17 protein-coding genes are annotated in these 24,778 nt (G+C 65.2%); 1 reads left to right on the top strand and 16 read right to left on the bottom strand.

The features are described from left to right. Positions 1 to 29 precede the first annotated feature (29 nt). From AC3WMA_RS18320 to AC3WMA_RS18310, 3 genes are all read right to left on the bottom strand, one after another. Entirely contained in the window at positions 30 to 5,849 is a 5,820-nt protein-coding gene (locus AC3WMA_RS18320; RefSeq protein WP_492286784.1) for an autotransporter domain-containing protein, read from the bottom strand. Further along, positions 5,850 to 7,010, bottom strand: a complete 1,161-nt coding sequence (ampH, locus tag AC3WMA_RS18315) for a D-alanyl-D-alanine-carboxypeptidase/endopeptidase AmpH (protein WP_492286783.1) — start codon at positions 7,008 to 7,010, stop codon at positions 5,850 to 5,852. Between the two features lie 221 nt (positions 7,011 to 7,231). After that, positions 7,232 to 8,098 (bottom strand): LytTR family transcriptional regulator DNA-binding domain-containing protein, encoded by an 867-nt coding sequence (locus AC3WMA_RS18310; protein ID WP_492286782.1) that lies wholly within the window; start codon positions 8,096 to 8,098, stop codon positions 7,232 to 7,234. A gap of 356 nt (positions 8,099 to 8,454) precedes the next feature. Here AC3WMA_RS18310 and AC3WMA_RS18305 point away from each other — a divergent pair, with 356 nt between their 5' ends. Next, positions 8,455 to 10,032, top strand: a complete 1,578-nt coding sequence (locus AC3WMA_RS18305; protein ID WP_492286781.1) for a putative bifunctional diguanylate cyclase/phosphodiesterase — start codon at positions 8,455 to 8,457, stop codon at positions 10,030 to 10,032. On the opposite strand, the gene AC3WMA_RS18300 is transcribed toward AC3WMA_RS18305, so the two are convergent. The 13 genes from AC3WMA_RS18300 to AC3WMA_RS18240 form a co-directional block, all read right to left on the bottom strand. After that, positions 9,957 to 12,257 carry a transglycosylase SLT domain-containing protein gene (locus tag AC3WMA_RS18300; protein ID WP_492286780.1) on the bottom strand — a complete coding sequence of 767 codons (2,301 nt, stop codon included), beginning with the start codon at positions 12,255 to 12,257 and terminating at the stop codon, positions 9,957 to 9,959. The genes AC3WMA_RS18305 and AC3WMA_RS18300 overlap by 76 nt on opposite strands. After that, positions 12,257 to 13,183, bottom strand: coding sequence for a tail fiber domain-containing protein (locus AC3WMA_RS18295; protein WP_492286779.1), 927 nt, complete (start codon positions 13,181 to 13,183; stop codon positions 12,257 to 12,259). The genes AC3WMA_RS18300 and AC3WMA_RS18295 overlap by 1 nt, the downstream gene beginning before the upstream one ends. Before the next feature lie 77 nt (positions 13,184 to 13,260). Then, positions 13,261 to 13,644 (bottom strand): GNAT family N-acetyltransferase, encoded by a 384-nt coding sequence (locus AC3WMA_RS18290; protein ID WP_492286778.1) that lies wholly within the window; start codon positions 13,642 to 13,644, stop codon positions 13,261 to 13,263. Then, positions 13,641 to 15,440 (bottom strand): hypothetical protein, encoded by a 1,800-nt coding sequence (locus AC3WMA_RS18285; RefSeq protein WP_492286777.1) that lies wholly within the window; start codon positions 15,438 to 15,440, stop codon positions 13,641 to 13,643. The genes AC3WMA_RS18290 and AC3WMA_RS18285 overlap by 4 nt, the downstream gene beginning before the upstream one ends. Next, entirely contained in the window at positions 15,437 to 16,120 is a 684-nt protein-coding gene (locus AC3WMA_RS18280; RefSeq protein WP_492286776.1) for a phage adaptor protein, read from the bottom strand. The genes AC3WMA_RS18285 and AC3WMA_RS18280 overlap by 4 nt, the downstream gene beginning before the upstream one ends. Beyond that, the gene (locus tag AC3WMA_RS18275) at positions 16,120 to 16,890 is read right to left on the bottom strand and encodes a hypothetical protein (RefSeq protein WP_492286775.1); all 771 of its coding nucleotides are present in this window, start codon (positions 16,888 to 16,890) and stop codon (positions 16,120 to 16,122) included. The genes AC3WMA_RS18280 and AC3WMA_RS18275 overlap by 1 nt, the downstream gene beginning before the upstream one ends. A gap of 86 nt (positions 16,891 to 16,976) precedes the next feature. Beyond that, complete coding sequence (locus AC3WMA_RS18270; RefSeq protein ID WP_492286774.1) at positions 16,977 to 17,492, bottom strand: hypothetical protein; 516 nt, start codon at positions 17,490 to 17,492, stop codon at positions 16,977 to 16,979. Positions 17,493 to 17,504: 12 nt separating this feature from the next. After that, positions 17,505 to 18,518: a phage major capsid protein gene (locus AC3WMA_RS18265; protein ID WP_492286773.1), complete on the bottom strand. Its 1,014-nt coding sequence runs from the start codon at positions 18,516 to 18,518 to the stop codon at positions 17,505 to 17,507. A 21-nt stretch (positions 18,519 to 18,539) separates the two neighbouring features. Next, positions 18,540 to 19,676, bottom strand: coding sequence for a hypothetical protein (locus AC3WMA_RS18260; RefSeq protein WP_492286772.1), 1,137 nt, complete (start codon positions 19,674 to 19,676; stop codon positions 18,540 to 18,542). Between the two features lie 231 nt (positions 19,677 to 19,907). Next, complete coding sequence (locus AC3WMA_RS18255; protein ID WP_492286771.1) at positions 19,908 to 20,231, bottom strand: hypothetical protein; 324 nt, start codon at positions 20,229 to 20,231, stop codon at positions 19,908 to 19,910. A 31-nt stretch (positions 20,232 to 20,262) separates the two neighbouring features. After that, complete coding sequence (locus AC3WMA_RS18250; RefSeq protein WP_492286770.1) at positions 20,263 to 21,438, bottom strand: hypothetical protein; 1,176 nt, start codon at positions 21,436 to 21,438, stop codon at positions 20,263 to 20,265. Next, positions 21,438 to 22,424: a hypothetical protein gene (locus AC3WMA_RS18245; protein WP_492286769.1), complete on the bottom strand. Its 987-nt coding sequence runs from the start codon at positions 22,422 to 22,424 to the stop codon at positions 21,438 to 21,440. Before AC3WMA_RS18245 ends, AC3WMA_RS18250 begins: the two co-directional genes overlap by 1 nt. Beyond that, on the bottom strand, positions 22,424 to 24,772 hold the full coding sequence (locus tag AC3WMA_RS18240) for a hypothetical protein (protein ID WP_492286768.1): 2,349 nt from the start codon (positions 24,770 to 24,772) through the stop codon (positions 22,424 to 22,426). Before AC3WMA_RS18240 ends, AC3WMA_RS18245 begins: the two co-directional genes overlap by 1 nt. Between the last annotated feature and the right edge of the window lie 6 nt (positions 24,773 to 24,778).

Genomic DNA, 24,778 nt, shown 5'->3' with positions numbered 1-24,778 from the left:
TGCCGCGAGGCGGGCGCTGAAGCTGCGGCTCAGAACCTGACGGCAAGCCTGGCATTGAAGGCGTGATCGCTCGCTCGCTGCGCGAGCTGGCCGTCATAGGCCATCGAAATCTCCGCATTGGATGTCAGGTTCGCCGCCAGGCTGGCTCCGAGGGTCAGCGCATTGCGCGCGATCGGCGTGCCCGCGATCGAAAACGGCGCGCCGCCGGAGAAGGCATGCTGCGACAGGGGCGTCACGTCGCCCGTCGCATGCCGCCAGCCAAGCGTGCCGCCCAGCCGCATGACCGTGTTGCCGAGATCGAAGCGCGTCTCGGCGCGCAGGCCGAGCGTGGCGAAGGTGACCGCCGTGCTCTGTGCCCTGGCGGAGAGCACGGCGACGCCGCCCGTCTCGGCGAAGTCTCCGCTGCGGAGATTGATATAGGCGAGATTGGCGAAGGGCTCGAAGGCGACCCGGCCGAGGTCGAAGCGATGGGCGATCTCGCCGAAGGCCTGAAAGCTGCGGGCGTCATAGTCCGAACGCAGCGCCTCGCCGAAGCCGGAAAAGGCAGCGGTGCGCCGCGTCACCAGTTCATGCCAGGCATAAGTGACTGCGCCGCTCAGGCGGAAGCCGCCGAGTTCCGCACCGCCGTAGAGGCCGACATGGTAATTGTCCGCCGTGCCCTGCGATCCGCGGCCCGCGACCTCGAATGTCGAGCGCGAATAGCCGGCCAGCGCGCCGATCCGCGCTCCCGATGCCAAGGGAACGTCGAAGCCGGCAAAAAGCCCGCCGCTCGATCGCGTGACGGAGGCGGCATTGCCATCGCTGCGTGCCTGTCCCCAGGAGCCGAAGCCGCGGGCCCACAGGGCAAAGCTCTCGGGAGCCGGCGCGGCGACGGCGCCTTGGCCGGAGGCATAGGCCAGCGTCGCGATGCGCGGGGCCCCGATACCGTCGAAGACGGCGCGGATACGGTCCGATACGGCGCTCCGCGCGGCCTGGCTACCCTCGATCAGGACGGTCTTGGCCGTGGCGTGAATCTCCCCGGATAGGCTGTCATAGGCGCGCCGCGCTTCCGCCGCGTCGCGCAGCTGCGTGAAGCTCAGCCAGAGCGGATGCGTATCGCCGAGGCTTTGCAGGCCGAGCGCCGTCTGGGCCTGGTTGCGCGTCTGCGCGATCGCGACGAAGGACAGGTCGTTGCGCAGCAGGGTCAGGCTGACGGTGTTCGCGTCATAGTCGAGCCGCGGATCGAGGAAGAGATAGCGGGAGCTCACCCCGTCGAAGCGGCCCTCGACGCCCTGATCGGCGGAGAGGATGGTGTAGCGCTGGTTCGGCCGGTACAGTCCGTCTTCGCCGACATGCACAACCGAGCCGCCGAAGAGGCGCGCCTTGCCGCTGGCGTGGATCAGGTCGCTCGATGCGCCGCCCGGGCTGACCTCGACCTCATAGGTCGCGCCCCGCTCGAAGCGGATATCGCCGGTGACGGAGAGCGTGCCGATCGAGTTGCCCGGGGCGATCGCCCCGCCGGCCTGGATGATGGTCGGGCCCACGGTGCCGCTGCCTTGCAGCCGCCCGCCAGCCAGAACGTCGAGGCCGCCGCCGAGCGCGCCGTTGACCACGAGCGTGCCTGCGGACACGGTGGTGGACCCGGCGAAGCCGGAGCTGTTGCCGGTCAGGGTCAGCGTTCCCCGCCCTTCCTTGACCAGGCTGCCGTTGCCGCCGATCGAGCCTCCGAGGATAAAGCCGGTGCCCGCGGCGGTCTCGATCGTGCCCGTGCCGGAAACCGTCACCGAGCGGTTGCTGGCGATGTCGGCGAGCGTCGCCAGGCGGCCGCCGCCGTCGAAGGCGAGCGTCGAACCGGCATGGCCGAGATTGGCGTCGGCGATGACGGCAAGCGTGCCGTCGCGGATCACCGTGCCGCCGGAATAGGAGTTCGTGCCGGTCAGGAGCAGCGCTCCGGCGCCCTCCTTCAGCAGGCGGCCGGTTCCCGTGATGGAGCCGGCATAGAGGCTGTCATCCGTCTGGCGGACGGTCAGGTCGGCGCTGCCAAGCGCGATCTCGCCGCCGATGCCGGCAATCAGGCGCATCGACAGGTCATGGCCGTTGAGATCGAGCTTGCCGCCGGTCAGCAGCCAGTCGGTCATCACGGGCAAGGCCGTGCTGGCGCCGGCCTGCACGGTGCCGGCGGTGATCAGCGTCCCGCCCGCCCAGCTGTTGTTGCCGGTGAGGAGAAGCGTGCCGTCGCCCCATTTGATCAGGCCGCCAACGCCGCTCACCGGGCCGGTCAGCGTCAATGTCGTGCCGGAACTCGTCTCGATGGCGCCGGTGCCGCGCAGCAGGACAGTCCGACCGGTCACCATGTTCGCGGTGGTGTGAAGCGCGCCGCTGTCGAGGGTGAGGTCGCCACTGCCTGCGCCGAGATTGCCATCGGCCGAGACCTGCAAGGTCCCGCCCGAAATGATCGTGCCGCCGCTATAGCTGTTCGTGCCGCCCAGGATCAGCAGGCCGTCGCCAGTCTTCTCCAGTCCTGCCGTACCGGTGATCGTGGCATTGATCCGCGCCGTCTCGCCGTCGAGCACCCGGATTTCCGGCGTCGTGATGACGACGCCGCCATTGTTGTAGCCATGCAGGTCGAGACTGTCCCCGGTCAGCGTGTAGTCGCCGCCTGCGAATTGCAGCCCGACGGCACTGAGCGGCCCGTTGCTGTCGTCGAGCGTGACGATGCCGCCTGGGCCGCGGAACACGCCATACGCGCCGCCCCATGACGTGGTCGTCGCGCCGCCGAGATTGAACCAGTTCGGGTCGTTGGCATTCCAGACGCCGTCCGCGCCGCCAGCCGATGTCGTGCCCCAGAGCTGCAGGATGTTCAGGCCGTTGGCGGTCACGAGGACATCGACCTTGCCGGTTTGCGAGGCATCGACGCCATAGGTGTAAGCGAATGGACCGGTCGACGGCATCGTCCCGATGATGAAACTGCCGTTCGACGGACTCAGTGCGCCGCTATAGGTGATGACGCGATGGTAGCCGATCGCGGGCTGGGTACTGCTGCCGAGATTGAGCGTGGCGTTGTTCAGAATGAGATTGCCATTGACCCGCGTCGTCGCCGAGCCCAGCGACGAGGCTCCATAGCCGTGCAGGCGGTAGTCGTAGTTGCTGCCGGCGTCGAGCGTCAGCGTGCCGTTGACGATGAGCGGGGCCGCATCCGACGGCCTGATCGTGCCGCCGCCACGGGTTGTCAGGTCGCCATTGACGATGAGCGACGTCAGGCCCGAGGGCGCGAGCGTGCCGCCGTTGTTGATCGTGGTCGCGCCGATGCTGCCGCCGCCGGCGACGATGCCGCCGTTATCGATGGCGACGGTTCCGCCGAGCTGCGCGGTAGCCGCCATCTGCAAGGTGCTGCCCGCGACCGTGGTCTGCCCGGAGAAACGGCTGCTGTCGGCGGACAGAATGGTCGTGCCGGCGAGCAGGTTGATGGCGCCTGCGCCGGAAAGCGCATGAGCAAAAGTGTAGCCGGGGGTGTTGTGGTTGAAGACGAGCCGGCCGTTGCCGGCGCCGAAATGGATGCCGCTGGTCAATGTGCCCGCTGCGGCCGCTGCCTGCCCCGCCGCCGCGCCGATATTGATGGTGCCGAAGCTGCCCGCGTTTCGGGCGAGTTCGATGGGGCGGCTGCCACCCGCGCTTACCTTGCCGCTATCGGTGACGGTCAAGGTGCCGCTGCCGGAATTGCCGACAGTCAGGGCGGTTGTTGCCAGACTCGCGCCAGCACTCACCAGTGCCGATCCCGCGCCGCCATCACCGAGAGTAAGAGCTCCGGTACCGATATGCGAGCCGTTGCCGATGATGCTGATCGTGCCGCTGCCGCCGGCCGCGGCGCCTGCACTGATCGTACCGGCCTGGACATTGCCTCCGGCAGGAACCGCCAGGCTGCCCTGTCCTTGGTTGCCGATCACGAGCAGCCCGTCCACGGTCCATCGTGCTCCGGCGCCCGCAACCGAGACGGCCGCGGACGAGACCGCACCCTCTGCGATCCCGGCCTTCGCGGCCGTCAGCTGCGTGCCGGGCGCGAAGGCGAGGGCGCCCGCCCCGATCGCCATGTTGCCGCGAAAGGCAGTTGGGGCGCCGCTGAGCGTCCAGGTGCTCGCGCCCGTTTTATTGAGATCCGAAAAGCCCAGATATTGCTCGCCCAGTCCGGCGAGGTTGAAGCCGGCATTGGTGCCGCCGCCGAGGATGAGGGTCGCGTTGCTGCCGCCATTGACCTTGCCGACGAGGTTGTACCCCGCCTGCAGCTCGACCGTGTTGCCGCTGCCATTGAGGGCGATCGCGGCGCCTTGGGAGCCGAAGACAGGGCCTTGGCTGTCGCCACCGCGCACCTCTCCGGCGATGATCAGGGACGTGCCGCCGCGCAGGACCTCGATGCCGGAACCGCCATTGCCGCCGGGGCCGTTGGACGATGTTTGCCCGAGCCCACCGCGCCCGCCCCTGACCTGTGCGCCGCTCTGGACGGTGATGGCGGCCCGGCCGTCGATGAAGATGCCGGCACCGCCGCCACCGACCGACTGCGTGCGGTTGGCGTCGCCGCCGCTGCCGCCCATCACGATTCCACCCGCTACGATGGTTGCGTCGCCGGTGACGCGGATGCCGTCGCCGCCCCAGCCGGGCAGGCCGAAAGAGCCGCCACGTCCGCCCGCGCCGCCCAGCGCCTGGCTGTCCGAGGACAGCGAAATGATCGTGCTGCCCCCGCTCGTCGCCAGGACCTCGATGCCGGAGCCGCCATTGCCGCCGTTGCCGTCGGTGCCCAGATTGCCGTTATTGGCTTGCGGCATCGGGTAGCCGTAGGTGGAGCCTGGAGGCCCGCCGCCGCCGCCCTCGCCTCCGTCGCCGCCATTGCCGCCGCGGGCGGTCGTCGCGAAGAGGTTGAGCTGCCGCCCATAGACCGAGAACAGGCCGGCGCCGCCCACGCCGCCATTGCCGCCGCCGCCGCCGGCTCCGCCATCGCCGGGGTACCAGCGCCCGGTGACCGTGCAGATGCCGCGGCCATAGCATAACGTCGTTTCATAGGCTCCGGAGCCCGAGCCTCCGTCGCCGCCATTGCCGCCGCGCCCGCCATTGCCGCCCTGCAGCATCGCACTCGTGGTCGTCACGACGAGATTGGATGGCGTGACCCAGTGGATGCCGCCCAGGATGGGGTCGATCACGAAACCAGCGCCGGGCAGCGCCAGTCCGGAACCTCCGCCGCCGCCGCCGCCACCCCCGCCGCCGCCGGCACCCCGGTGCCCGATGAAGGGGTCCCTGTAGGAGTTGCCGCCATTCGCTCCGGTCCCGCCGACGCCACCGTTGCCGCCGGTCAGATTGATCGTCTGGCTCGCTGTCAGCAGCGTGCCGGAGAAGTCGAGGCCGGCCGCTCCACCGCCGGCGCCGCCGCCGCTGCCGCCATCATGTCCCGGCGCGCCGTTCCCGCCATGCGAGGGCGAGCCGCCCGCCGAGCCGGACTGCCCGATATGCCCGGTATATCCGGGCGGGATCGAGGACAGGGTGGATGCGCCGTTGACACCACCGCCAGGGCCGCCGCCATGGCCATGCGCGCCGCTGCCGCCCTTGCCGCCGGAGGAGCCGGAGCCGGATTCCGCATTGGCCCCGCCTCCGCCCCCGCCGCCACCGCCGGCATGTGCGCTTGCGGTGCCGCCATCGCGGCCGGCCGTGGGGTGGCTGGCGCCATGGGCCCCGCCGGCCCCACCCTTGCCGCTCACCTGTCCCCAGGCCGGCAAGGCCAGTGCAAGCGGGGCGCAGGCGCCGGCCAGCGCAGCCAGAACGCGCAGCATCGCGGTCGAGGAGGCGAAGCGGCCTGATCCGCGGACGGGGCGGAGCCGGGCGATCATTTACGGCCCTGCCGGAGCCAGCTCGGCCGCCAGATCGCGGATGGCGGTTCGCAACCCCTCGAACATGGCGAAATCGACCTTGCTCGCGACGACGAAGATGCCGAGCCGGCGATTGGGCGAAAGCACGACATAGCTCATGAAGCCGCCGATGCCGCCGCTCTTGCCGAGGAGAAGCGGCACCCGGTCCTTTGGCCGGCTGACGATCCAGCCCAGCCCCATGCCTTCTGAATCCGTCACCTCGACGCCGACCAGCCGCTGGAGCCCGTCATGCGGCCGCCAGAGCGCATGCGCGAGAGTCCGCGCCGGCCGGCCAGCGGCGTCGTCGGCAAGGTGCCAGCGCATCCAGCGCACCATGTCGTCGGCGGTGGTGTAGATGCCGGCGCTGGCCTGCATCACCTCGCTCGCCTCCCAGTTCGGATCGGGCTTGCCGAACGGGTCGAGCCCGGTCATCAGCCGCGTCTTCTGCGCATCGGACAGGCGCAGGGTCGTATCCGCCATGCCGAGCGGCCGGGCGATGCGCTCGCCGACCAGTTCCGCGAACGGCTTGCCGCCGGCCTTGCCGAGCGCCTCACCGAGCAGGCCATAGCCCAGATTGGAGTAGATCGCGGTCGTGCCCGGGCGATAGGCGGGCCGGTTTCCGGCGATCCAGTCCCAGTAATAGGAGGCCTTGTAGGTCGTGAACGGATTCGGTTCGCCGGGCGGCGTCGCCGGATCCGGCAATTCGCGCGGCAAGCCCGCCGAATGGGTCGCGAGGTCGAGCAAGGTGATCGGCCGGTCGTCGAAGGCCAGCGGCGCCTTGCCGGGCGGAGCATAGCGCGCAAGCGGCGCGTCCAGCGCCAGCTGCCCGCTTGCGGCCATGGCCGCGAGCACGTCGGTGGCGAAGACTTTCGAGACCGAGCCGACACGGACGATCGAGCGGCCGTCCGGCTCCTTGCCGCTTCCAGGCGCCGTCTCACCATAGCCGGCGATGAAGCTGTCCTCGTCGCGTATGACGGCCAGGACCAGGCCCGGAGCCCGCGCATTGAGGAACATCGCGACGCCCGCCATCGACGCCGCCTCGCGCAGGGCGAGGTCCTCAGCGACGGCGCGCTGCGGGCCAGCGAGTGCGGCGATCGCAAGTGAGAATGGAAGGGCGAAGCGTGTGACCGCGCGTATCGTCATGCGTCGCGGTTTCGAGCCGTTGAGAAGAGGCGAACGGCGAAAGGGCATAGGCAGGGCAAGTCCGTTGCAGAATCCCCGCATTGAGATCGCGCGCTGGCCGAGCGACAAGCGCTCTTCGACGAACCGACATGCAGGTTCGACGAACGGCGCGGCGAGCCGAATTCATCGTGAGAAATCAGTTAAACGATCGGGGTGGGAGCCCTGCGAATCAGCGGCGGTGTTCACACGCCGAGACGATTTCGCAGCTCCTGGCGGTACGGACGCGACACCGGCCAGGGGGCCGCCACGCGGTTGAGCCCGATCGTCCAGGTTTCGCCCGCGCGCCGGTCGAGGCCGTTGACATGCTGCAGGTTGACGATCGCCGTCCGGTGGATGCGCAGGAACGATGATGGCGGCAGCATTCCCGTCCAGAGCGCCAGCGAACGCAGGTCGAGCACGGCCGAGCCGTCCTGCAGCCAGACCTTCACATAGTCCCGCGCCGAACGGACGCCAACGATGGCCTGCGGCTCGACGCCGATGGTCTGCCCCGGCCGGCGCAGATAGATCAGCGGGACGAACGGTCTTGATGCATCGGTGCGGGAGCGCCCGCCCGGAAGCGAGCCGTAGCGCGCCAGGGCAATCAGGTCGGCGCACTGGAAAAGGGCAGCTATCTCCGTGTCGAGCCAGCGCCGGGGGGTGAGGGTCGCGTCGAAGCCGATGCAGGCCCGCAACCGTCCGTCGTGGAAGACAGGAACGCTGAGCACGCTCTTGTCGTTCTGCCTGAGCATCTCGACCTGGAGCGCGCGGGCCGGGCGCGGCAGATCGGCGACGCGGTTGATCATCACGGCATGGCCCTTCACCAGGAACTGGTGGAGCCAGGCGATCATCGCCACCGGTGTGTTCTGCAGGTCCTCGACATAGGATTTGACGCCCTGCCGGCTCCATTCATGCGTGTTCCGGAAGCGCAGCAGATCGGCGTCGTACTCGAACATCCAGGCCCGGTCGGCTCCGGCCTGCGCGCCGATCTCGGCCAGGGCCGCGGTGATCGCGATATCGACAGGCTCCCGGAACAGCCACCTGGCGACGTGGTAGGGCCAGCTCGGCGCCATGCCCTCTCCGTCGGCGGTTGACGGGTGAATTTCGTAGGCGGCATCGACCGCGGGAGCTGGACACTCCATGCAAGACGGGACCTTCTGTTGGCGATCGCCCGATCCAGTCACAGCCAATCCGGCGGAAAATCAAGACGGGCCGGATCATCGTAGGGCTCGGTCTTTCATCAGCAGCAAAGCGGTGTCCCAAGCAGGGCCGCGTCTAAACTGCCGGGCGAAGATATTTGTCGCACGACCGGAACAGGTCGATCTTGATCTTTTAGGATTTCGAAAGCGCTCGACCGTAATCCTGACCGGCCCCATGCTCGGGAAGAGGTCGACATTTGACGGCTGCAGGCGATGCTCAACCCTTTTCCATGGACAGCACTCTGCTGAATGCTGTCCTGGAGCATGTCGATCAGGGCATCCTGATGGTGGATGCCCAGGGTTACGTGGCCGTCTGCAATCAGCGTGCGATCGACTTGCTCGGCCTGCCTTCCGACCTGATGCGGTCCAATCCGCTCTTCGAGGACGTGAAGAGATGGCAACTGCAGCAAGGTGAATTCGGCACGGTCACCGAGACGTTGCTTCGCGCCATCAAATACGAGGGCATCAACGTCGAGATTCTCGACTACGAAAGGCAGAGGCCGGACGGAACCGTGCTCGAAATCCGGACCAACCGCCTGCCCAATGGCGGAATGGTCCGCACCTTCACCGACATCACCGTCCGGAAGGCGGCCGAGAGCGCGATCCGCGTCAGCGAGGAGCGCCTGCGGCTGGCCTTGCAGGCGAGCCAGATGGCGGCATGGGAGCTCGACCTCGAGACGCAGTGGGTCGATCGCTCCGACAACTCCATGGCGCTGCTCGGAATCGGCTCGGGGCCGGCCTCCGACTTCATCGAGCGGGTTCATCCCGACGATCGGCAGAAGGTGACCGCCTTCTGGCGCTCGGTCATGTCCGAGGGCAGCAACGCGACCGAGGTGCGCTATCGCGCGCCCGGCGGCAGGCAGACCTGGGTGGCGCTCAGGGCCGAGCGAAAGGATGACCGGCGGCTTATCGGCCTCACCTTCGATATCGCGGATCGGAAGGTGGCCGAGGACGCCATCTGGCGGACCGCGAACCATGATCCGCTCACGGGGCTGGCGAACCGCGCGCTGTTCCAGTCCCGGCTCGAAGAGGCGTTGAAGAATGCGGAGCTTTCGGGCTCCGGCGTCGGCCTGCTGCTGCTCGATCTCGATGACTTCAAGGACGTCAACGATACCCTCGGCCATGTGGTCGGCGATCTGCTTCTTCAGGAAACGGCCCTTCGGCTCGGCAATCTCGTTGGCGAGGGAGATACCGTCGCGAGGCTGGGTGGCGACGAGTTCGCCATCGTCCTCGCCGAGGTTTCGGGGGCTTCCGAGGCAACCGCGCGCGCCAGGGCCATCGTCGATGACCTCTGCATTCCCTTCCAGCAGGAAGGGCGGGCGCTCTCGACCACGGTCAGCATCGGGGTGGCAGCCTTCCCGGAGCATCATCGCGAGCCGATCGAGCTGATGAAGGCCGCCGATATCGCGCTCTACCGCGCGAAGGAGCAGGGCCGCAGCCAGGCGGCCGTGTTCACCAGCGCCGCCCGCGCGAAGATGGAACATCGCGTCACTGTCGCCCGCGAGGTCCGTGACGGGCTGGCGGCGAAGCAGTTTCATCCGCACTACCAGCCGAAGGTCTCGCTCACGACGGGCAAGATCGTCGGGTTTGAGGCGCTGGTGCGCTGGCAGCATCCGAAGAAGGGGCTTCTGTCCCCCGCCTATTTCGGTTCCGTCTTCGCGGAACAGGCCATTTCAGCCGCGCTTGGCGAGCAGATGATTCGTCAGGTTGCCGCCGATGTTGAGCGTCGCCATTATTCAACGCTCCATTTCACGCCGGACTTGGTCTGGCCAGTCGGCAGAGCGGTCTTCCCGCGCTGCGGTTTGTAGCTATCGGGCACCTTGTAGCCACTGCCGGCGCCGGCCATCACGCCCTCAATCGCAAGCTCTCGAGCTTCGCGCTTCTGGCGGATAACTTCAGGACTATCTCCAACCTGCGGGAAATAGGTTTTCTCAGCTTGCTCGAATTCGCTGGCACTGATGGCAGCGCCCGATTCCTTACGCAGGATCGCGGTAACGAAGTTGCGCTTCGACTGCTCGAACTTTTGCTTCTCAGGGCTGACAATCTGATTGCCCACATAAGGCACGGCACCCTTGGCGGCCTCAACCTTGTTGGTTCCAACGCTCTCAAGAGCGTTGATCTGGTTGTGGCTCTCGACCATGCGGCCAGCAAAACCCGCATCCTTGCTCTGGCCCTCGGTGGGTTTGCCGGGGAGCGCGTAGGGATTGCTAGGCGAGCCCGTGACGGCGTTGCCGCCCTGAGGTGCCTTGAGCGGAACCCATTCGCCGGTTGCCTGATCCCACTGGAGAGCGACCTCGGAACCATCGGCTTGTTTCACCACCTTCGTGGCGGGGGCTTCATTTTTCCCGAGCGCCTTCTTCTTGCCCTCGATGTCGAGGCGCTTGCCTTCGGTCTCAAGAGGCGCGTTTTCAGCCTCACGCCGTGCGCGCTCCAATTGCAGGCGCTTCATCTCGACTTCGGCCGGGTCTTTGAAAGCCTGCTGCACGATCATCTGCGCAACGGCGCGTTGGCCGGGCTGGGCATAGGGCGAGTTGAGGACACGCATGGCCGAGGCCACGCGGTCAACGCCGGCCGATGGCGCGGAAGACGGCGCCGGTGCAGTCTGAGCCGGCATTGCCTGCGCCACCGTCTGGACAGCGGGCGACGGGGCTGCCGCTGCCTGAGCAGGAGCGCTTTGGCCGCCAAGAGCCGCAGCAACGCGTGCAAACGGAGACTGCGCCGGACCCTGAGCATCCGCCGCGATCTGCGCGCGCATGCCGGCGTCAGGCGAGTTAGGATCGATGACGGGAGCGGTAGGGGGCATTTGCCCTATGGCCGGGACAGCGCCGGGCGCCGGAAGATCAGCCTGAGGCATTGCTAGATCAGCCGGACGAGGCGGAGGCAGCGGCGTGGGAGCCTGTGCTACCTGCACGGGAGCGGGGGCAGCGGCGGGCAACGCAGTGCCCATCCAAGGCTGGGAAACGCCTTCCGTCTGGAAGACAGGGTCGAGAGGCGCATTGTTCGACGCAATCGCGTTAAACGTGCTCGCGTCCATCGAGGGCGGGGGCGCATCAACGGACTGCGGCGCCGCCGCGAGAGCGGGCGGATTGCTAGGCCCCAGCCAACGACCGGTTTCCTGATCGAAGTTGGGCAAAGCTCCGCCGGGCTGCATGATGGGGAGAGCTTCGTTGGCCGGGGCGGGCGGAATGGCGAATCCCGGCGCGGCCCCCGGGGCCTCTGCAATTGCCGCGTCCAGCGCCGGCAGATCAGCCTCATTCGCTGCGACCTTATTGGTCCAGCGTCGCGCGAACTCGGCTGCGGTCATGTTGGCGTTGCCGCCATTGTTGATCACGGCGTCGCGGCCGACAACATCGATTGCACGCGCATTAGGGCTGGCCAAAAGCTTGGAGGCGCCGCCGCCACCCTGCTGATGCGCGAGATAAAGCTCCCCAGCGGTCGGCGCTCGGCCGAGCGCACGCGTCAGCGTCTTGGCATTGTCAGCCGCCAACCGGGCCGCGGCATCCGTGCTCGCGATTGGGTCCATCGGGTTGGCCAAACCATAATCGCGCGCCGTGCCTTTGGTGAACTGGAACAGCCCTCGCGCGCTCGAATTAGGGTTGGCGGCGCTAGGGTTGAAGCTACTTTCGATCTTGGCAACCTGCGGGAGATAGTTCGTGGGGAGCTTGTACTCGGCTTCCTTCGTCGTGAAGACCGGAGCCAGTGCGGCAGGGGTAGCAGCAACGGCGACCGAGGGATTTGCCGTGGGCACAGCAGCGCTTGAAGCAGGGGCACCCGCGCTCGCGGCGCCCGGCAATCCCATCGCCGCAGCGTCAGCCGCAACCTGAGCCTGCGCCGCCTTCTCCTCGCGGTCTAGCTGACCAGCCTCATACCCGCCAAGGAGGGCTTCAGCGACGCGCGCAGCGCCTTGCGTCCAATGCTGGATTGGCGCGGTGCTGGAGCCACGATGGATCATCGCCTGAGCAATACGACGGCGGCGCTCGGAAGGCGTCAGCTTCTCGCCAGCGTTGCCCCAGGTGAAAGCGCTCTCTGCCATCACTGCACCGCCTTGCCGTAATCAACCGCGTCGAAGCCGCTGGGCTGACGATGGACGGCTTCAGGGTTTACCTTCTTCACGTCCTGAGCCATCACGCCGATTTCGGGGGCATCGCTGCCCTTGTACCGATAGGCGTAGACAGGCAGGCCATTATCCAGCGTGCCGACGCGCTCGATGTCCGTCTTCAGGCGCTTGTCGGAGTACTTCAGGCCCGCTGCGCCGATCGTGCCGGCGAGGCCGAAGAGGCCCCCCATCATCGCATTGTTGCTGGCCACCTTCTGCTTATAGGCGTCCATCTGCCCCTGATAGGAGTTGTAGACCGCGCCCTGATAGTCAGTGCCGGCAACTTGCGTCTGCGGCGTGCTGATGAAGTTCGGCATGCTCACCTGCGATCCGCTCATCAGCGCCGAAATCTCGTTCAGCGGCTGGTTGCGCTCTGTCAGCGCTTCCTGCACTGCCTGACCGCGACCGCTCAGCAACAACGAGTTATATGCGTCGTTCTTGCCCTGAGCGAAGTTGTTCATCTCCGCGTCGTAGGCGGCCGAACCGGGGCGCACGCCCTGATTGATGAGGCGAGCGCGCAGAGCGTCCTCTTCCCTCGCGAAACGAGGATCGAGACGCTTGGAGCCAAGCTCCATCAACCGCGCTTCGGTCGCCTCGTTCGATAGGTTGACGTTCGTTCCAAGGATGCCGCCGATCTTGGCGGACTGGTCCCGACCGATGGTCGCGAGATTATACTCGGTCTCGTCGTTGACGCCCTTCAGGCGCTGCCCTTCAGGCGACAGCGTGGTCGTGGCGGTGTAGCGCGGCACCGCATAGCCAGCGCCCGTCAGGCTATCGATCAGCCAATCATCGCCGGTCTTGTTGTAGGTCAGCGAGCCGTCCGGCCCAACTTGGTTGACCATGTTGAGCGTGGCCTGCGTCACCGCAGTGTCGCGATTCACCCCGCCCTGAGCGACTGCCGTGGCGACTGGATCTGGAGCCGGAGGCGGTTTTGGGCTTTTCAAAGGAACCAATCCTTCTTCAATACGCCAATCACGACCCCATCACGGCCTTCGCCGTAGAGGTCGCGCTTGACGCCCTCGATCTTGCCGCCCATGCGGATGGCCATGTCGATGACGTGGGGCTGTTCGGTCTCGATGGTGGCGCGGATGCAGCCGAGTTCGTCCGTCAGGTACTTGCCGACGCGCCGCAGGAAGGGCTTCGTGATGCAGCCTCGATCAGCCGCGATGCTCAGTTGCGCATCCGGCCCGGTCCAGCAATTGAACACGATCCCGGCAACGATCTTGCCGCGGCGCTCGACCCCAAGAGCAGTGAATGGCGGATAGATCGCCGCCCCAAGCCGTTCACCGACAAAGGCCGCGACCCGTTCATCCGACACGATCACGAGACGGCATCTCCGATATCGTACTGCACATCGGTGCGGATCATCTCGATCTCAGGCGGCGCGATGCCGCCGATCGTGAATTGCGACGCGACCGAGCAGGCATAGCCAGAGCCATTGACCGACTGCCACCTCTGGAAGGTCTTCTTCTCCGAGGGCTGGCCCCAGACCGAAGCCCCCCAGATAGCGGAGCCCCACACAGATCCGGACATTGCGCCGGTCGCATCCGGCGAGGCAGGCAACGCCACCTCGAAATCGTACTGACCGGAAAGCTGAGGGCTTGCCTCCGCAGGGGCTCGGTACACGATACGCGCCAAGGTCTGCGTCTTCAGCGCTGCGGGGTTCCGCATGTCATCGAACAGCGGGACGCAAATGGGCACATACGGCAGCCCTTGATCCGATCCGGAAACCTCCGCCTCGACAATCGTCCCCTCCTCGGTCCCCCAGAACATCCGAGAGCCAAAGAGCTGGAGCGTCGTGCCATCCCATGCCGAATAGAAGGTCCAGGCCCCCGTCAGGATGTTGGCGACGAACATTCCGGGCGGCGCCGTATCACCGGGCGGAATAGCCACCAGCAGCATCTGCTTCGTGGGCCAAGCCTCGCAGACCCACGGCCGGGAAGTCCGCTGAGCAACCGCCTGTGACCACTCTTCCTCAATCGGGTTTGAAATCGCAGTCGCCGTCAGAGCCTTGAAATCACGACTTACGGCCTGAGACAGCGCGATGAGCCCGATATCGGTACAGACCGCGATATCACCTCCGGCCTTGAACCACGCGTCCTTGCCTAGTGGTTTCCCGAGGCGATAGACGCCCTTCAACTGCCACGTCGCGGCCGTCGAAGGGTCAGTGCCGGTGTAGACCGCGACCTCGCCCTCGTCGGTGAAGAATGCCAGCGATGCAGAGAGGCCGTTACCCTCGTCAAGCGACCACTCGGCCACGAACATGAGCGATCCGCCGCGCTTGAAGACACCGCCGAGCGGGAATTTGGTTGCTGCGCCGCCGATGCTCTCGACCCCGAGATACCAAGCGTTCAGCGTCTCCTTCTCGACGGCCCAGATGCGGCTGTTGTGCGAGGCGAGATAGGACAAGCGAGAGACATCGACGCCCGTGATGGCGCTCGTCACCTGCACGGCAAGGCCATTTACGACCGCGGCGCCGGGGGAGCCGTTCAACGCCTCATTGTTCTGGAAGGTGCCGACTACATCGACAAGCCAGAGATAGCCGGTCGCACCACTATCGAAGACGCGAAGGATGGTGCCGGTCGCGCCTGATGTGCCGCCGGTGACCGTGCCCGTCGTGAAATTGACCGTCTGCCCGTCGTAATCGAGCTGATAGATCGCCTTGTCGTTGACCGGATACCACGTCAGGCCATCGAAGATCAGGCCATCATCCTGACCATTGACGCCAAGCAGGAAGGTCCCCCCAGCCGTCTCAAATTGCAGCCAGGACCACGCGCCGCCCGTGAGTCCGGTCACTGCCGGAACAGGAGGCACATCGGGATCGACAACGGTGGTGAAGGGATAGAGGTCCGTCGCGGTGGTGGCGAAAAACTGACTGTTGTTGCCCGCCTTGTAGGTGGCGGCCGAAGTCACTGGCTCGCCGTCTTCAGCGGTACCGTATTTCTGCGAACCTGCCCGCATCCGGCAGCCGGTCGGTGTCGGGAACCAATCACGCAGGACGCGCGCGCCTTCAGGCGTCGAGCTGGCAAGGTTTTCGTTTGCGATCCAACCCCGGCGCGGAGCAGCGAACGATTTCGATCGCGACGTTCTGCGCTTGGTCTGGGGCGCAGGCGTCCTCATGTGACGATCGTTCCGGGATAGGCAAGATCGGCGCCGTAGGTGATGCGACGGCGCCCCATTGCGAGAATGCGCGTGCCCTTGTCACGGCCGGCTTCCTCAGCGAAGGCAATCTCGAAATTCCGCAGGTGTTCGGCGTATTCCAGCCCCTTTTGGGCCTTCCAGCGCCAGACGATTCCGAGCGTTAGAAGCCGTTCGGGCAGCAGGAACGCATCGGTATCGTTCGTGAAGGCTGTCTTCCCACCCGATACGATCTGGTTGCCGATGTAGTAGTACTGGGCTGTCGTGCCGGTCGCGATGGCAGGGACAACCTGCATCTGGCCGCCAAGGATCATCCAGTAGCCAGGCGCGCCAATAAACGGGCGGAGCTGGAAATCCAGCCATTCATCCAGATCGCGCGCCTGCGTCAGCGGAGACGAGAACTGACTCGTCAGCAGATTGGCCTTGAGGGGCAGCCGGTCATAATCCGCAGGCAGCGGGAACGCAGTCGTAACCGCGTCACCCGTGAGCGTGGCCTTCTTCGTCAGCACCTGCCATTCGTGCGCCTTGGCGATGGCCGTGGCTGCTTCGTTCGCGAGATCACCAAGCTCCTGCGGGAAAGGCAGGGTCGAGCCGAAGACCGTCGCCGGCCGCGGCTGGTTGAGCTTGGTCGCGGCCGATTGGCAGGCTGACAAGACACTCATCAGCCGGCGTCTTTCTTGGCAGCGTTCTTGGCCGCCATTTCGGCGTTGAGTTCATCCGCGCGCTTGACCAGCGTGGCATGGCCGGCGCGGTTGCCAGGCGCTTCGCCGCCCTCGCTGACGATCCAATTGCGGATATCTTCGTCGTCCCAGTCTTCGAACGGGGACGGCTCGCCGGCCTCTTCGTCGGCTTCGGCGGGCTTCGCCTTGCCCTTCGGCTTGCTGGCAGCCGTCAGCTCCTCGACCTGCTTGCGCATCTCGGCCAGCTCCGCAGCCATGGCGACGTTCTCGGCCGCGATGCGCGTCACGTCGGCGCCTTCGTTGGCCTTGGCGAGATAGGCCATTGCCTGGTTCTTCATCTCGCGGCCAGTCATGCCGAGCTGCTTCAGCGGCTGGCCATCGACCGCGGCGAGAGCCTCCACCGTGTGGACGTTCATCGCCTTCAGCTCGAGGCGCTTGGCCTGCGACAGGAACGGGGCTTCGCTCAGCGGCGTGCCAGACAGATCCTGAGCCTCATTGGCCTTGAATTTCTTGTACTGCTCATTGAAGGCGATGGCGTATGTCAGCTCTTCGGACGAGCCGTCATTGCGGTGAACTCGCTTGAAGACCTCGTGAGCCGGGAAGACGCCCACGGTCTGCTTGTTGGCGGCCATGCGGACTTCGCAGACCTCCATCTCGTCATAGATGGGGCGGCCGGCCTCGCGCGACTTCGCTTCATTCTGCGTGGTGTGCATGTAGAAACGCGGCACGAGGAGATTGGACGTATCGGACATTGTGGGCTCCGTCTGAGGGATTGCGGGCAACAAAAAGCCCGCCGCAGTTCCCCGCGACGGGCCGTGTTGAAGGATGATGTCAGGCGTCAGGCGGCGACAGCGTCGTCCATCCAGGGCCGGGCGATCTCGAACTCGGCAAAGCCCGCGGACGGGGTGCCGATGGCCGAAGCGCCCTTGGCATTCTTGACGCGGTCACCAGCCACGACAGCATCGTCCACGCTGCCGGCCGTGGCCGTGGCGTAAACGTTGGCGTTGTCGACGAAGCCAGTCAGAACCTTGCCGATCGCCTTGCCCTGGATCTGATACCAGCCGTACTGGCCAGCAACATTCGCGGACATGGCGACAGCAACCGGGCCGATGGCGTCAGGCGCCAGAAGCGTGGTGGACCAATCGTCGGCATTGTAGGTCACCCACGAGCCGAGAGCGGTGTTGGCCGCGCCCGCCAGATAGATGAATTCGCCCGTGCCATAGACCGGGTCCTGCGCCCGGATGATATCCCCGAGCCACGGGCCGGGGGTCGAGCGACCGGCCGCCGAGGACGCCGGCAGGGTGGCCGCGATCGGGGGGAACCCGAGATGCGGCGTGTGAGGAACGTAAGCCATGAGTTTTCCTCCTCAAGCGGCCGGGTTGGAATCGTAGAGCTTCCAGGTGAACAGCGGATTCACCATGGTGAGTTCGCCCATGAAGCCGATGTACTGAACGACGGCGTCCTGGTTGATCGGCATCAACTTGCCGCCGATCTTGTCGAAGTTGCGCTCCGGGTGGTAGCGAAGCCGCAGCGATGCGGTTTCGAGGCCATAGGTGGTGTTCGCCGGCATGTTGGAGCCGATGCCACCTTCCTGAACGATCTCGGCCTGACGCCCCGCCCCGAAGTACTTCAGGGTCTGGAAGCCGAGCTTGCCGAGAGCGGTCTCGTCATTGATGCGCTGGATCGCGACGGTAGCGGCGTCGTAGGCCGCATAGTGCTCGGGCGACATCAGGAGCAGATCGGCGCCCCTCTTGCCGCGCGAACGCTGCGTCATGATCTGGTTGAGCATCGGGCGGATGGTCGTGGAATTGACCTGCGTTGCGCCGGAGAAGAACGAGTTGGCGTCGAAGGTCGAGGTACGCCAGATGGCGTTGTCCACGCGGCTGATGCCGCCATAGGTGCCGGCGTTGGTGACGGTCGGGACTGCGAGCTGAAGGCCGCCGAGTTCCTTGCCGCCAAAGCCGGTGCCATTGGAGTGAAGCGACGCGTCAACCACGTCCTCCAGTTCCTGCTCGGCTGCCGAGATATGGGCCTCCATCACGTCCATGAGCTGAGCGGTGCCCTGGTTGTTCAGGATCTCCTCGTTGCTGAGGGTGACCGCGACAGCGACCATCTTCGGCGTGAACTCGGCATCGTTGAAGAGTTCGACCGGGACCGGGTTGAGGAAGTCATAGCCGTTGTACCAAACGGCCGAGCCGGTCTCGTTGTAGAGCAGGCGCTCACGGATGCGCGGGCCGGAATAGGTCTGCCAGAGACCCTTCCGCTTGAGCACGGCGAGCAGAGCGTTGCTGTTGGAAACCAGATCCTGATAGCCCTTGGAGCGATCCTCCAGGGCGAGAGACAGGATTTCCTGGTTCTTCTCGACTGCGGTTAGAGCCATGATGGCCCTCCATGTTTTGGACTACCCCGATGCCGCGATGGCTTTCTTCAGGGCGTCTCGGATGGAAGAAGAGGGCTGTCGGTTGGCCGGGTTTGAGCCGGGACTTGGAGCGCCTGTGATAGAGAGGGAGCCCTTCCGGGTTTGAGCCGTCAGGTCTGGGGCCGGAGCCGGGTTCGGCTCAGGTTCGGGTGCGGGAGCCGCTAGCGGGGCTGGGTTCAGCCGCTCGGCCAGCTTGTAGGCTTCCGCGAGATCGGTGGTTTTGCCGGACTGGAGGAAGAAGGCGATGTCGTCCGCCAGTTCCTCGAAGCGGGCGTGCTCAGGCATCGCAGCGAACGCCGCGATCTGTTCGGTTGTCTGGTTCTCGCGCTGTTGGCTGAAAGTCTTGGTGACGCCGCCGATCTGCTCCGTCAGGCCGGCAATCTGGGCCTTCAACTCGCGGATCGTGGCGTCTTGCTGCGATGCATTCTGTTCGGGCGTCTGGCCGAGGATGTGAGCGGCAACATCGCGGAGCGACAGTCCCATGTTCTCGCAGACGGCATGAAGACCGCGGATCGGGTCCTGCCGCAGCAGACCCTCCAGATTGGTGTAGCGCTCCAGAGCCGCGTCGAGCGTCGTCCCGCTCTGCTTGGCCATGTCAGCGAACCGGCGAACCGGCTCGTACTCAGCGACCGTCTGGCGGTGCTTCTCGATCCCCGCTTCCATCTCCTTGATGGCGCGGGCGGTTTCGGCCTTCACCGGGTCAGGCGTAGTTGACCATGCAGCTTTGGCGTCGGCAGAGAACCGTGCAGGAGCGTCGCTGGCAGGCTGCGCCGCGGTTGCCTGAGGCTTCGGGACCTCCGCTGGTTTGCCGGGCTCCTGTGCCTTCGCAGGATCACCTTCCTTCGGGGCGAACTTGCCGGTGTCGTCGCGGGCCGGGCCTTCCGTCTTGACCGGCGCCGGCTTGTCGGCAGGCTTCTCGGTCGCGTTGACCTTCTCGGCGGCCTTGGCCAGTGCCTCACGGGTCGATAGCGGCTTCTCGGGCTCTGCCTTGGCAGGCTCAGGAGCAGGCTCGCGCTCGGTCGATACCGGGTTGGGGGTGACGACCGCTTCAGCCTCGGGAGCAGACACAGGGGCGCTATCGACGGGCGCGACTGCGCCGCCGGCATCAATATCCGACATGGTGGGGGTTCCGTCTGAGGGAGTGTGGTTAGGCGATATGCGGGCGAGGCAGAGGCGACCGAATAGGTGCCTCGTACTTCGCGGTCTCTTCGGGCTGTTTCACTGCATCCAGCAGCACATGCGAAATCCAACTCAGGGCATTTTCAGCCTTAGGGCAATTCACCCGCACCTCTTCACAGAGGAAGGTATGGAGCATCGCCCCACAGTTCGGGCAGAAATCCCCGTAAAAGGTCATGCCCGCTCCCCCCGCTCAAAGCGCGCCGTGGCTTTCTCGATGGTCTCGCGGACCTTTGCGCGATCGATCTTGGGCTTCTGACGCGGGCGGAGGCGTGCGGGGTCGTTGCCGACCTCGATCACGCCAGCCGCCTTGTATGTGGCCCGCAGAGCGGACTTGCTGTCGTAGAACTTGCCGTCGAGCTGGCTTTGAACCGGCTCCATGGCATCGCTGGCGATGCGGGGGCATGCGAGATGCGAGCGCTTCGGCGCCGGGCCGTCTTCAACGCGACGATAGATCTCCCGGCCATCGCCGAGATCGAACCATGCGTATTCGGTCATAGGCTTATCTGCCCTGCAACGGGTGATGGGTTCAGCGGATCGCCGCCGCGTACGCAGGATCGGGCGTGAAGCCGAGGGCCTTGTCCCACATGGCGGAGGAGTACGGCCCGTAAATCTGTGGCGTCAGGGGTGTGAAGTGGACGCCATCGCTCTGATAATAGGTGCTGTTCGTCGAGTTCGAGGGCACCTTGCACGAGAAGGGCTTGGCGCCCGCGACATCGATCAGTCGGCTGTCGAGAATATGGTCGATGCCCAGCGTCGCCTTCTGCGCGATCATCCGATCGGCGGCGGCGTCGAAATCAGCGTTCAACTGGGTCGCGGTCGATCGAGCGGCCTCCGTCGTGTAGCAGACGATCGAGTTCGGATAGGCGGCTTTCCATTTCGCCAGGAACGGGATCAGAACGTCGTCGATCATGTTGGGTGTGCCGCTGGCGCCGCCCATGCCGGGGTTGCCGTTGTCGTCGGCATACTTGCGGTCGTTCGACATCGCCATGAAGAGGTCGAGAACGAGCTGCTGGCCCGACGCGACCACGAGCTTTCCCTGCTGCTCGAAGTTGTCGAATATGTTGTAGCCCTGCGAATAGGTATAAGCGCCGTAGTTCAGCAGCCGGCCGCTGTCTCGGCCCATGTTGTACTGGAGCCGGGATTTCTCATGTGCCCAGCGATGGGTATAGGCATACTCAGGGCCACGAGGAGCCGTTGCTGTAGGAGCGTAGCTGAACAGCGTCGAAGAGTTTGGCGTGACGAAGGCGGTCAGTCCCGTCCCCGAGCTGACCACGCCTTGGGACCACATGCGCTTCGTAGGATCATTGAATTCGGTGTGAGTGCCGGCGCCGATCGTTGACTGAAGCAGACTGTTGCCGTCGCGGACGATGACCTGCCGGTGCACGCCGGGGTTCCACATCGGCGGAACCTCGGACGTGTTGATGTAGGAGCCCTCTGCCGTCGTCGAATTATAGCGGGCGTCCGAGAAATCAACTCCGGCCAGAACGGCAGCGGCATAGACTGCATCCGGGATAGCAAGCGTGCGCTCGTTGGTGTTCAGCGACCGGATAAGGCCATATTGCGTAGTGCCCTTTGGGACACCGAGACTGGCGCAAAGCCGAGCATGCAGGTTGCGCAGATCGGTCGCTTCAGGCGATGCGTTCTGAGCGATAGCGGCCGAGACGGCAGCGAAAGCCTGCGCGGGGCGGACGTACTGAACCATCAGGGCGCCCCCATGTAATCGAGAAGCGACTGGCGGTAGGCGGCGTTACCGATATCGTCGCGGAAGCCCATTCGGTCGATCTCGCATAGGGATGGGCGAGTTCCACCGGAGTTGTCACCGAAGGCGATGATTAGGCTATCTGAAGCCCCGAACGCGAATGGCGCGGAGCCCGTAACCGGAACTAGGCCATTGTCGACATATGCCGCCGTCGTGCTGCCTAGATAGAATGAACAGGTGCATGGCGAAACGGACAGGTCGAACTCAACGATCAGGTAGTTGAAGGCGTCGTTAGACAACTGAGGCCCGCTGGCGTTCGTCGTGGTCCGGCTATCGCCGGCCGTGGCGCTGTCGGCAATGCCGAAATCGGCAAAGACGCGGCGCCCGGTGGTAGACCCAGTGAGAGAGATCGCCATCCTGATCGTCGATGTGGACGACGATCTGGACACGTAAACGAGCGTGCGAGCGGAGCCGGTTACGGCGAGGTCCGACCGCGGCTTGACCCTCATCCATACGGTCAGCTTGCTCTTGCCGTTGATCAGCGAGTTCTTCAGGGGCGATAGCACATGCGAGGCGATGTCGGTGACGGGGCCACCGCTCGCCCCCTTTAACGGCTGAAGGGACTTGTCGCCTTTGATGATACCGAAGCCGTTGCCTGACAAATCCTCCATAGAGGAAACCGTGCTGAAGCCGATGTTGTCGTTCGTCGTCGATGGCTGGGTGACGCCTTGGCTGTCAGTGAACGTCTTCGCGCTGTCGTACCAGGCCAGAAGGCCCGTGCTCGTGAATGGCGGCGTCGGCAGAACCACCGCGCTCGGCCCGACAGGCGTTCCGCCACCCGACCCAACAACCGGCAACCCGCCAGACGCAACGACCGTCACAGGCGTTCCGAAGCCATTCGCGGCGACATCAACGGGCGTGCCAAAGCCGCTCGTCGACTCAGTGACTGGCAACCCGCCGCTGCTGACGATGACGACCGGCCAGCCCATTACGGTCGAGCCTCCGCCGCGGCAGCTTGCTTTGCCTCGATACCGGCATGCGTGGCGGCAATGCCTGCGTCAGTCTTCGCTGCGGTTGCGTCGATGCTGGCTTCGGTCGTCGCAATCGTCGCGTCGGTCTGAACCTGAATGCGGCCCATTTCCATGTTGATCTTCTCGATCTGAAGCCGGCCCAGATCCATCTTTTGCCCGTGCTCCTGCGCCGATTGCTCGCTCTGCTGCTTCGCGAAGGCGCTCTTCTCGGACATCTCAGTGCGACGGGCGTCCGACGCGTCCATTTCCTGCTGCTCTTTCACGCGGCGACTCAGGTCGGCGTCGGCAGCGTCGCTGTTGGCCTTGATGATCTTGGCCTGAGCGTCTGCTTCCTTCGCAGCGGCGTCCGCCTTGGTGCTGATCGCCTTGATCTGCGCTTCGGCCTCCTGAGCCTTGGCGGCAGCAGCGGCGGCTTCGGCCTCAGGATCGGCTTTCGGCTGGCCGGCCATCTGCTTCATCTGGTCTGCGAACTCATCGATCGCACCATCCAACTGACGCCCGGCGCGGAACTGGCTGGCGGTGTACTTGAGCGATTCAGCCAGCAGCGGCGCAATGCCAGGGCCGAACGCCTGCGTGGCGCCTGCGGCCTGATTGAGCAGGCCACCCACAGCAGTGATGAACTCGGTCGCACGCTGCTTCTGCGCATTTTCATCCGGCGCGATGGTCGAATCCGTCTCGATGTCGAGCACGAAGGGTCGAAGGCGCTGCTCGCGGAGAAGCTTCATCACCGCGTCAACCGTGACAGTGCTCTTCAGCTTGCCGATCTGCTCTCCGAGCTGCTGCAACTGCTGCTGAGCCTGGCCGATGACCTGCTGAGCCTGCTCCGGGTTTTGCTCGGCCATGGCCCGCGTCTCTGGGTCGTTCATGGCCTGCTGAAGCTGAGCCTGCATCTGCTGGGCCTGCTGCTCCAGCGGCTTGACCTGCTTGGCGATCTCCGCGTCGGTCGGCAGGTCCATCTGCGACATGTCCATGAGCGTCTTGCTCTGGAAGTTCTCCGCCATGATCTCCGCGGTGATGCGGGTCAGGTCGCGGGCAAATCGCGTCAGTTCGTCCTGCCGGTCACGAATGCGGATCGAGCCGTACTGGCTCTTCAACTCCTGAGCGCCGAGCGTCTCGGATGCCACGGTCGAGCCGCGCATGATGTCGCTGAGGCCGGTGATCTGGTACACGTCATCAATGAGTTGACGGCGAAGCTCGACAAGCTCCGCGACCGTCTTGGCGATCATCTCGACCGGCAGCCAAGCCAGCATATCGGCCAGTTTACCCTGACCAATCGGCAGACTTGCAATGCCGATCAGGAGCGCGTTCGGGTCCGTGGACTTGAAGGCCGCCTCGATAGCAGCTGTTAGTTCGGGCTCGCCGGCCGGGTAGATTGCCCTGACCTTGATAGCCTCCGACAGCGCATGGATGCGGCCGGTAAGCTCGTTGATCTCCTCCAGCTGGTCCTTGTAGAAGACCATGTCCGGCACAGGGATGAGCGTGCCGCGCTGGACAGTCGAATAGGCCGGGGCCGGGCACGGGAAGAAGCCTTCCAGCTTCAGGTGCGGCTCCACCTCATCGAGGCACTTCTCACTGCCCTCGCCAACCCAGACGACCTTGTTCTGAGAGCGGCACCACAGTTCCCAGATGCCGGCCTTCAGCTTGTTGTCGTCGATCCCGTCGTCAGCGTCCTTGCGGACCGCATATTCCAGTTTCTGGTAGGCATCGCCGGACGCTTTCTTGAAGCGCTTGCGGGCTTCCTTCTTCGTCAGCCAGGAACGCTTGGCGACCCAATCGACCTCTTTCCAGTTGCGACAGACCGAATGCAGGAAGTCGCGGCGGTCGACATGCTCGATGCATGCGCGCTCGCTGTTGGTGCCGCTTTCCTTCTTCGTCTCGTAGCGAACCCATGCCGCACCGCGGGCAATGACGGTCAGGTCATCGCGAACCAGCCGCATGATGGCGTCGATGTTCTCCTGCTCGAACGAGACGATAGAGCAGCGCTCCAGCATCTCAGATGCAGCACGCGGGAGAGGCTTACGATCCTTGAACCGCGGCACGACCACAGGAACAGGCGGCCGGGCGTAGATCGAAGGGCCAAGAACTGACACGTTGGCCCAGAAAAGCTGGAACTGCCGGTCGCGCGTGACGCTGCCAAGCCTGTCGAGATCGGCATAGAGCTTATCGATCTTATCGGCTTTATCCTGATAATCGCTATAGACCCGCTCCGCCTCGCAGATCATGTCGAGCCACGGCTTCGAGTTCTTCGGCTCTTTCGGATCGGTGGCGTCGTCAGCCACCTCGTCGTCTAGAGCTTCATCGGTCATGCGGAT

The organism is Allobosea sp. FW305-C-101 (genome assembly GCF_058783685.1).
The sequence above is the reverse complement of the archived record's forward strand: the minus strand, read 5'-3'. Positions and strand labels throughout refer to the sequence as shown.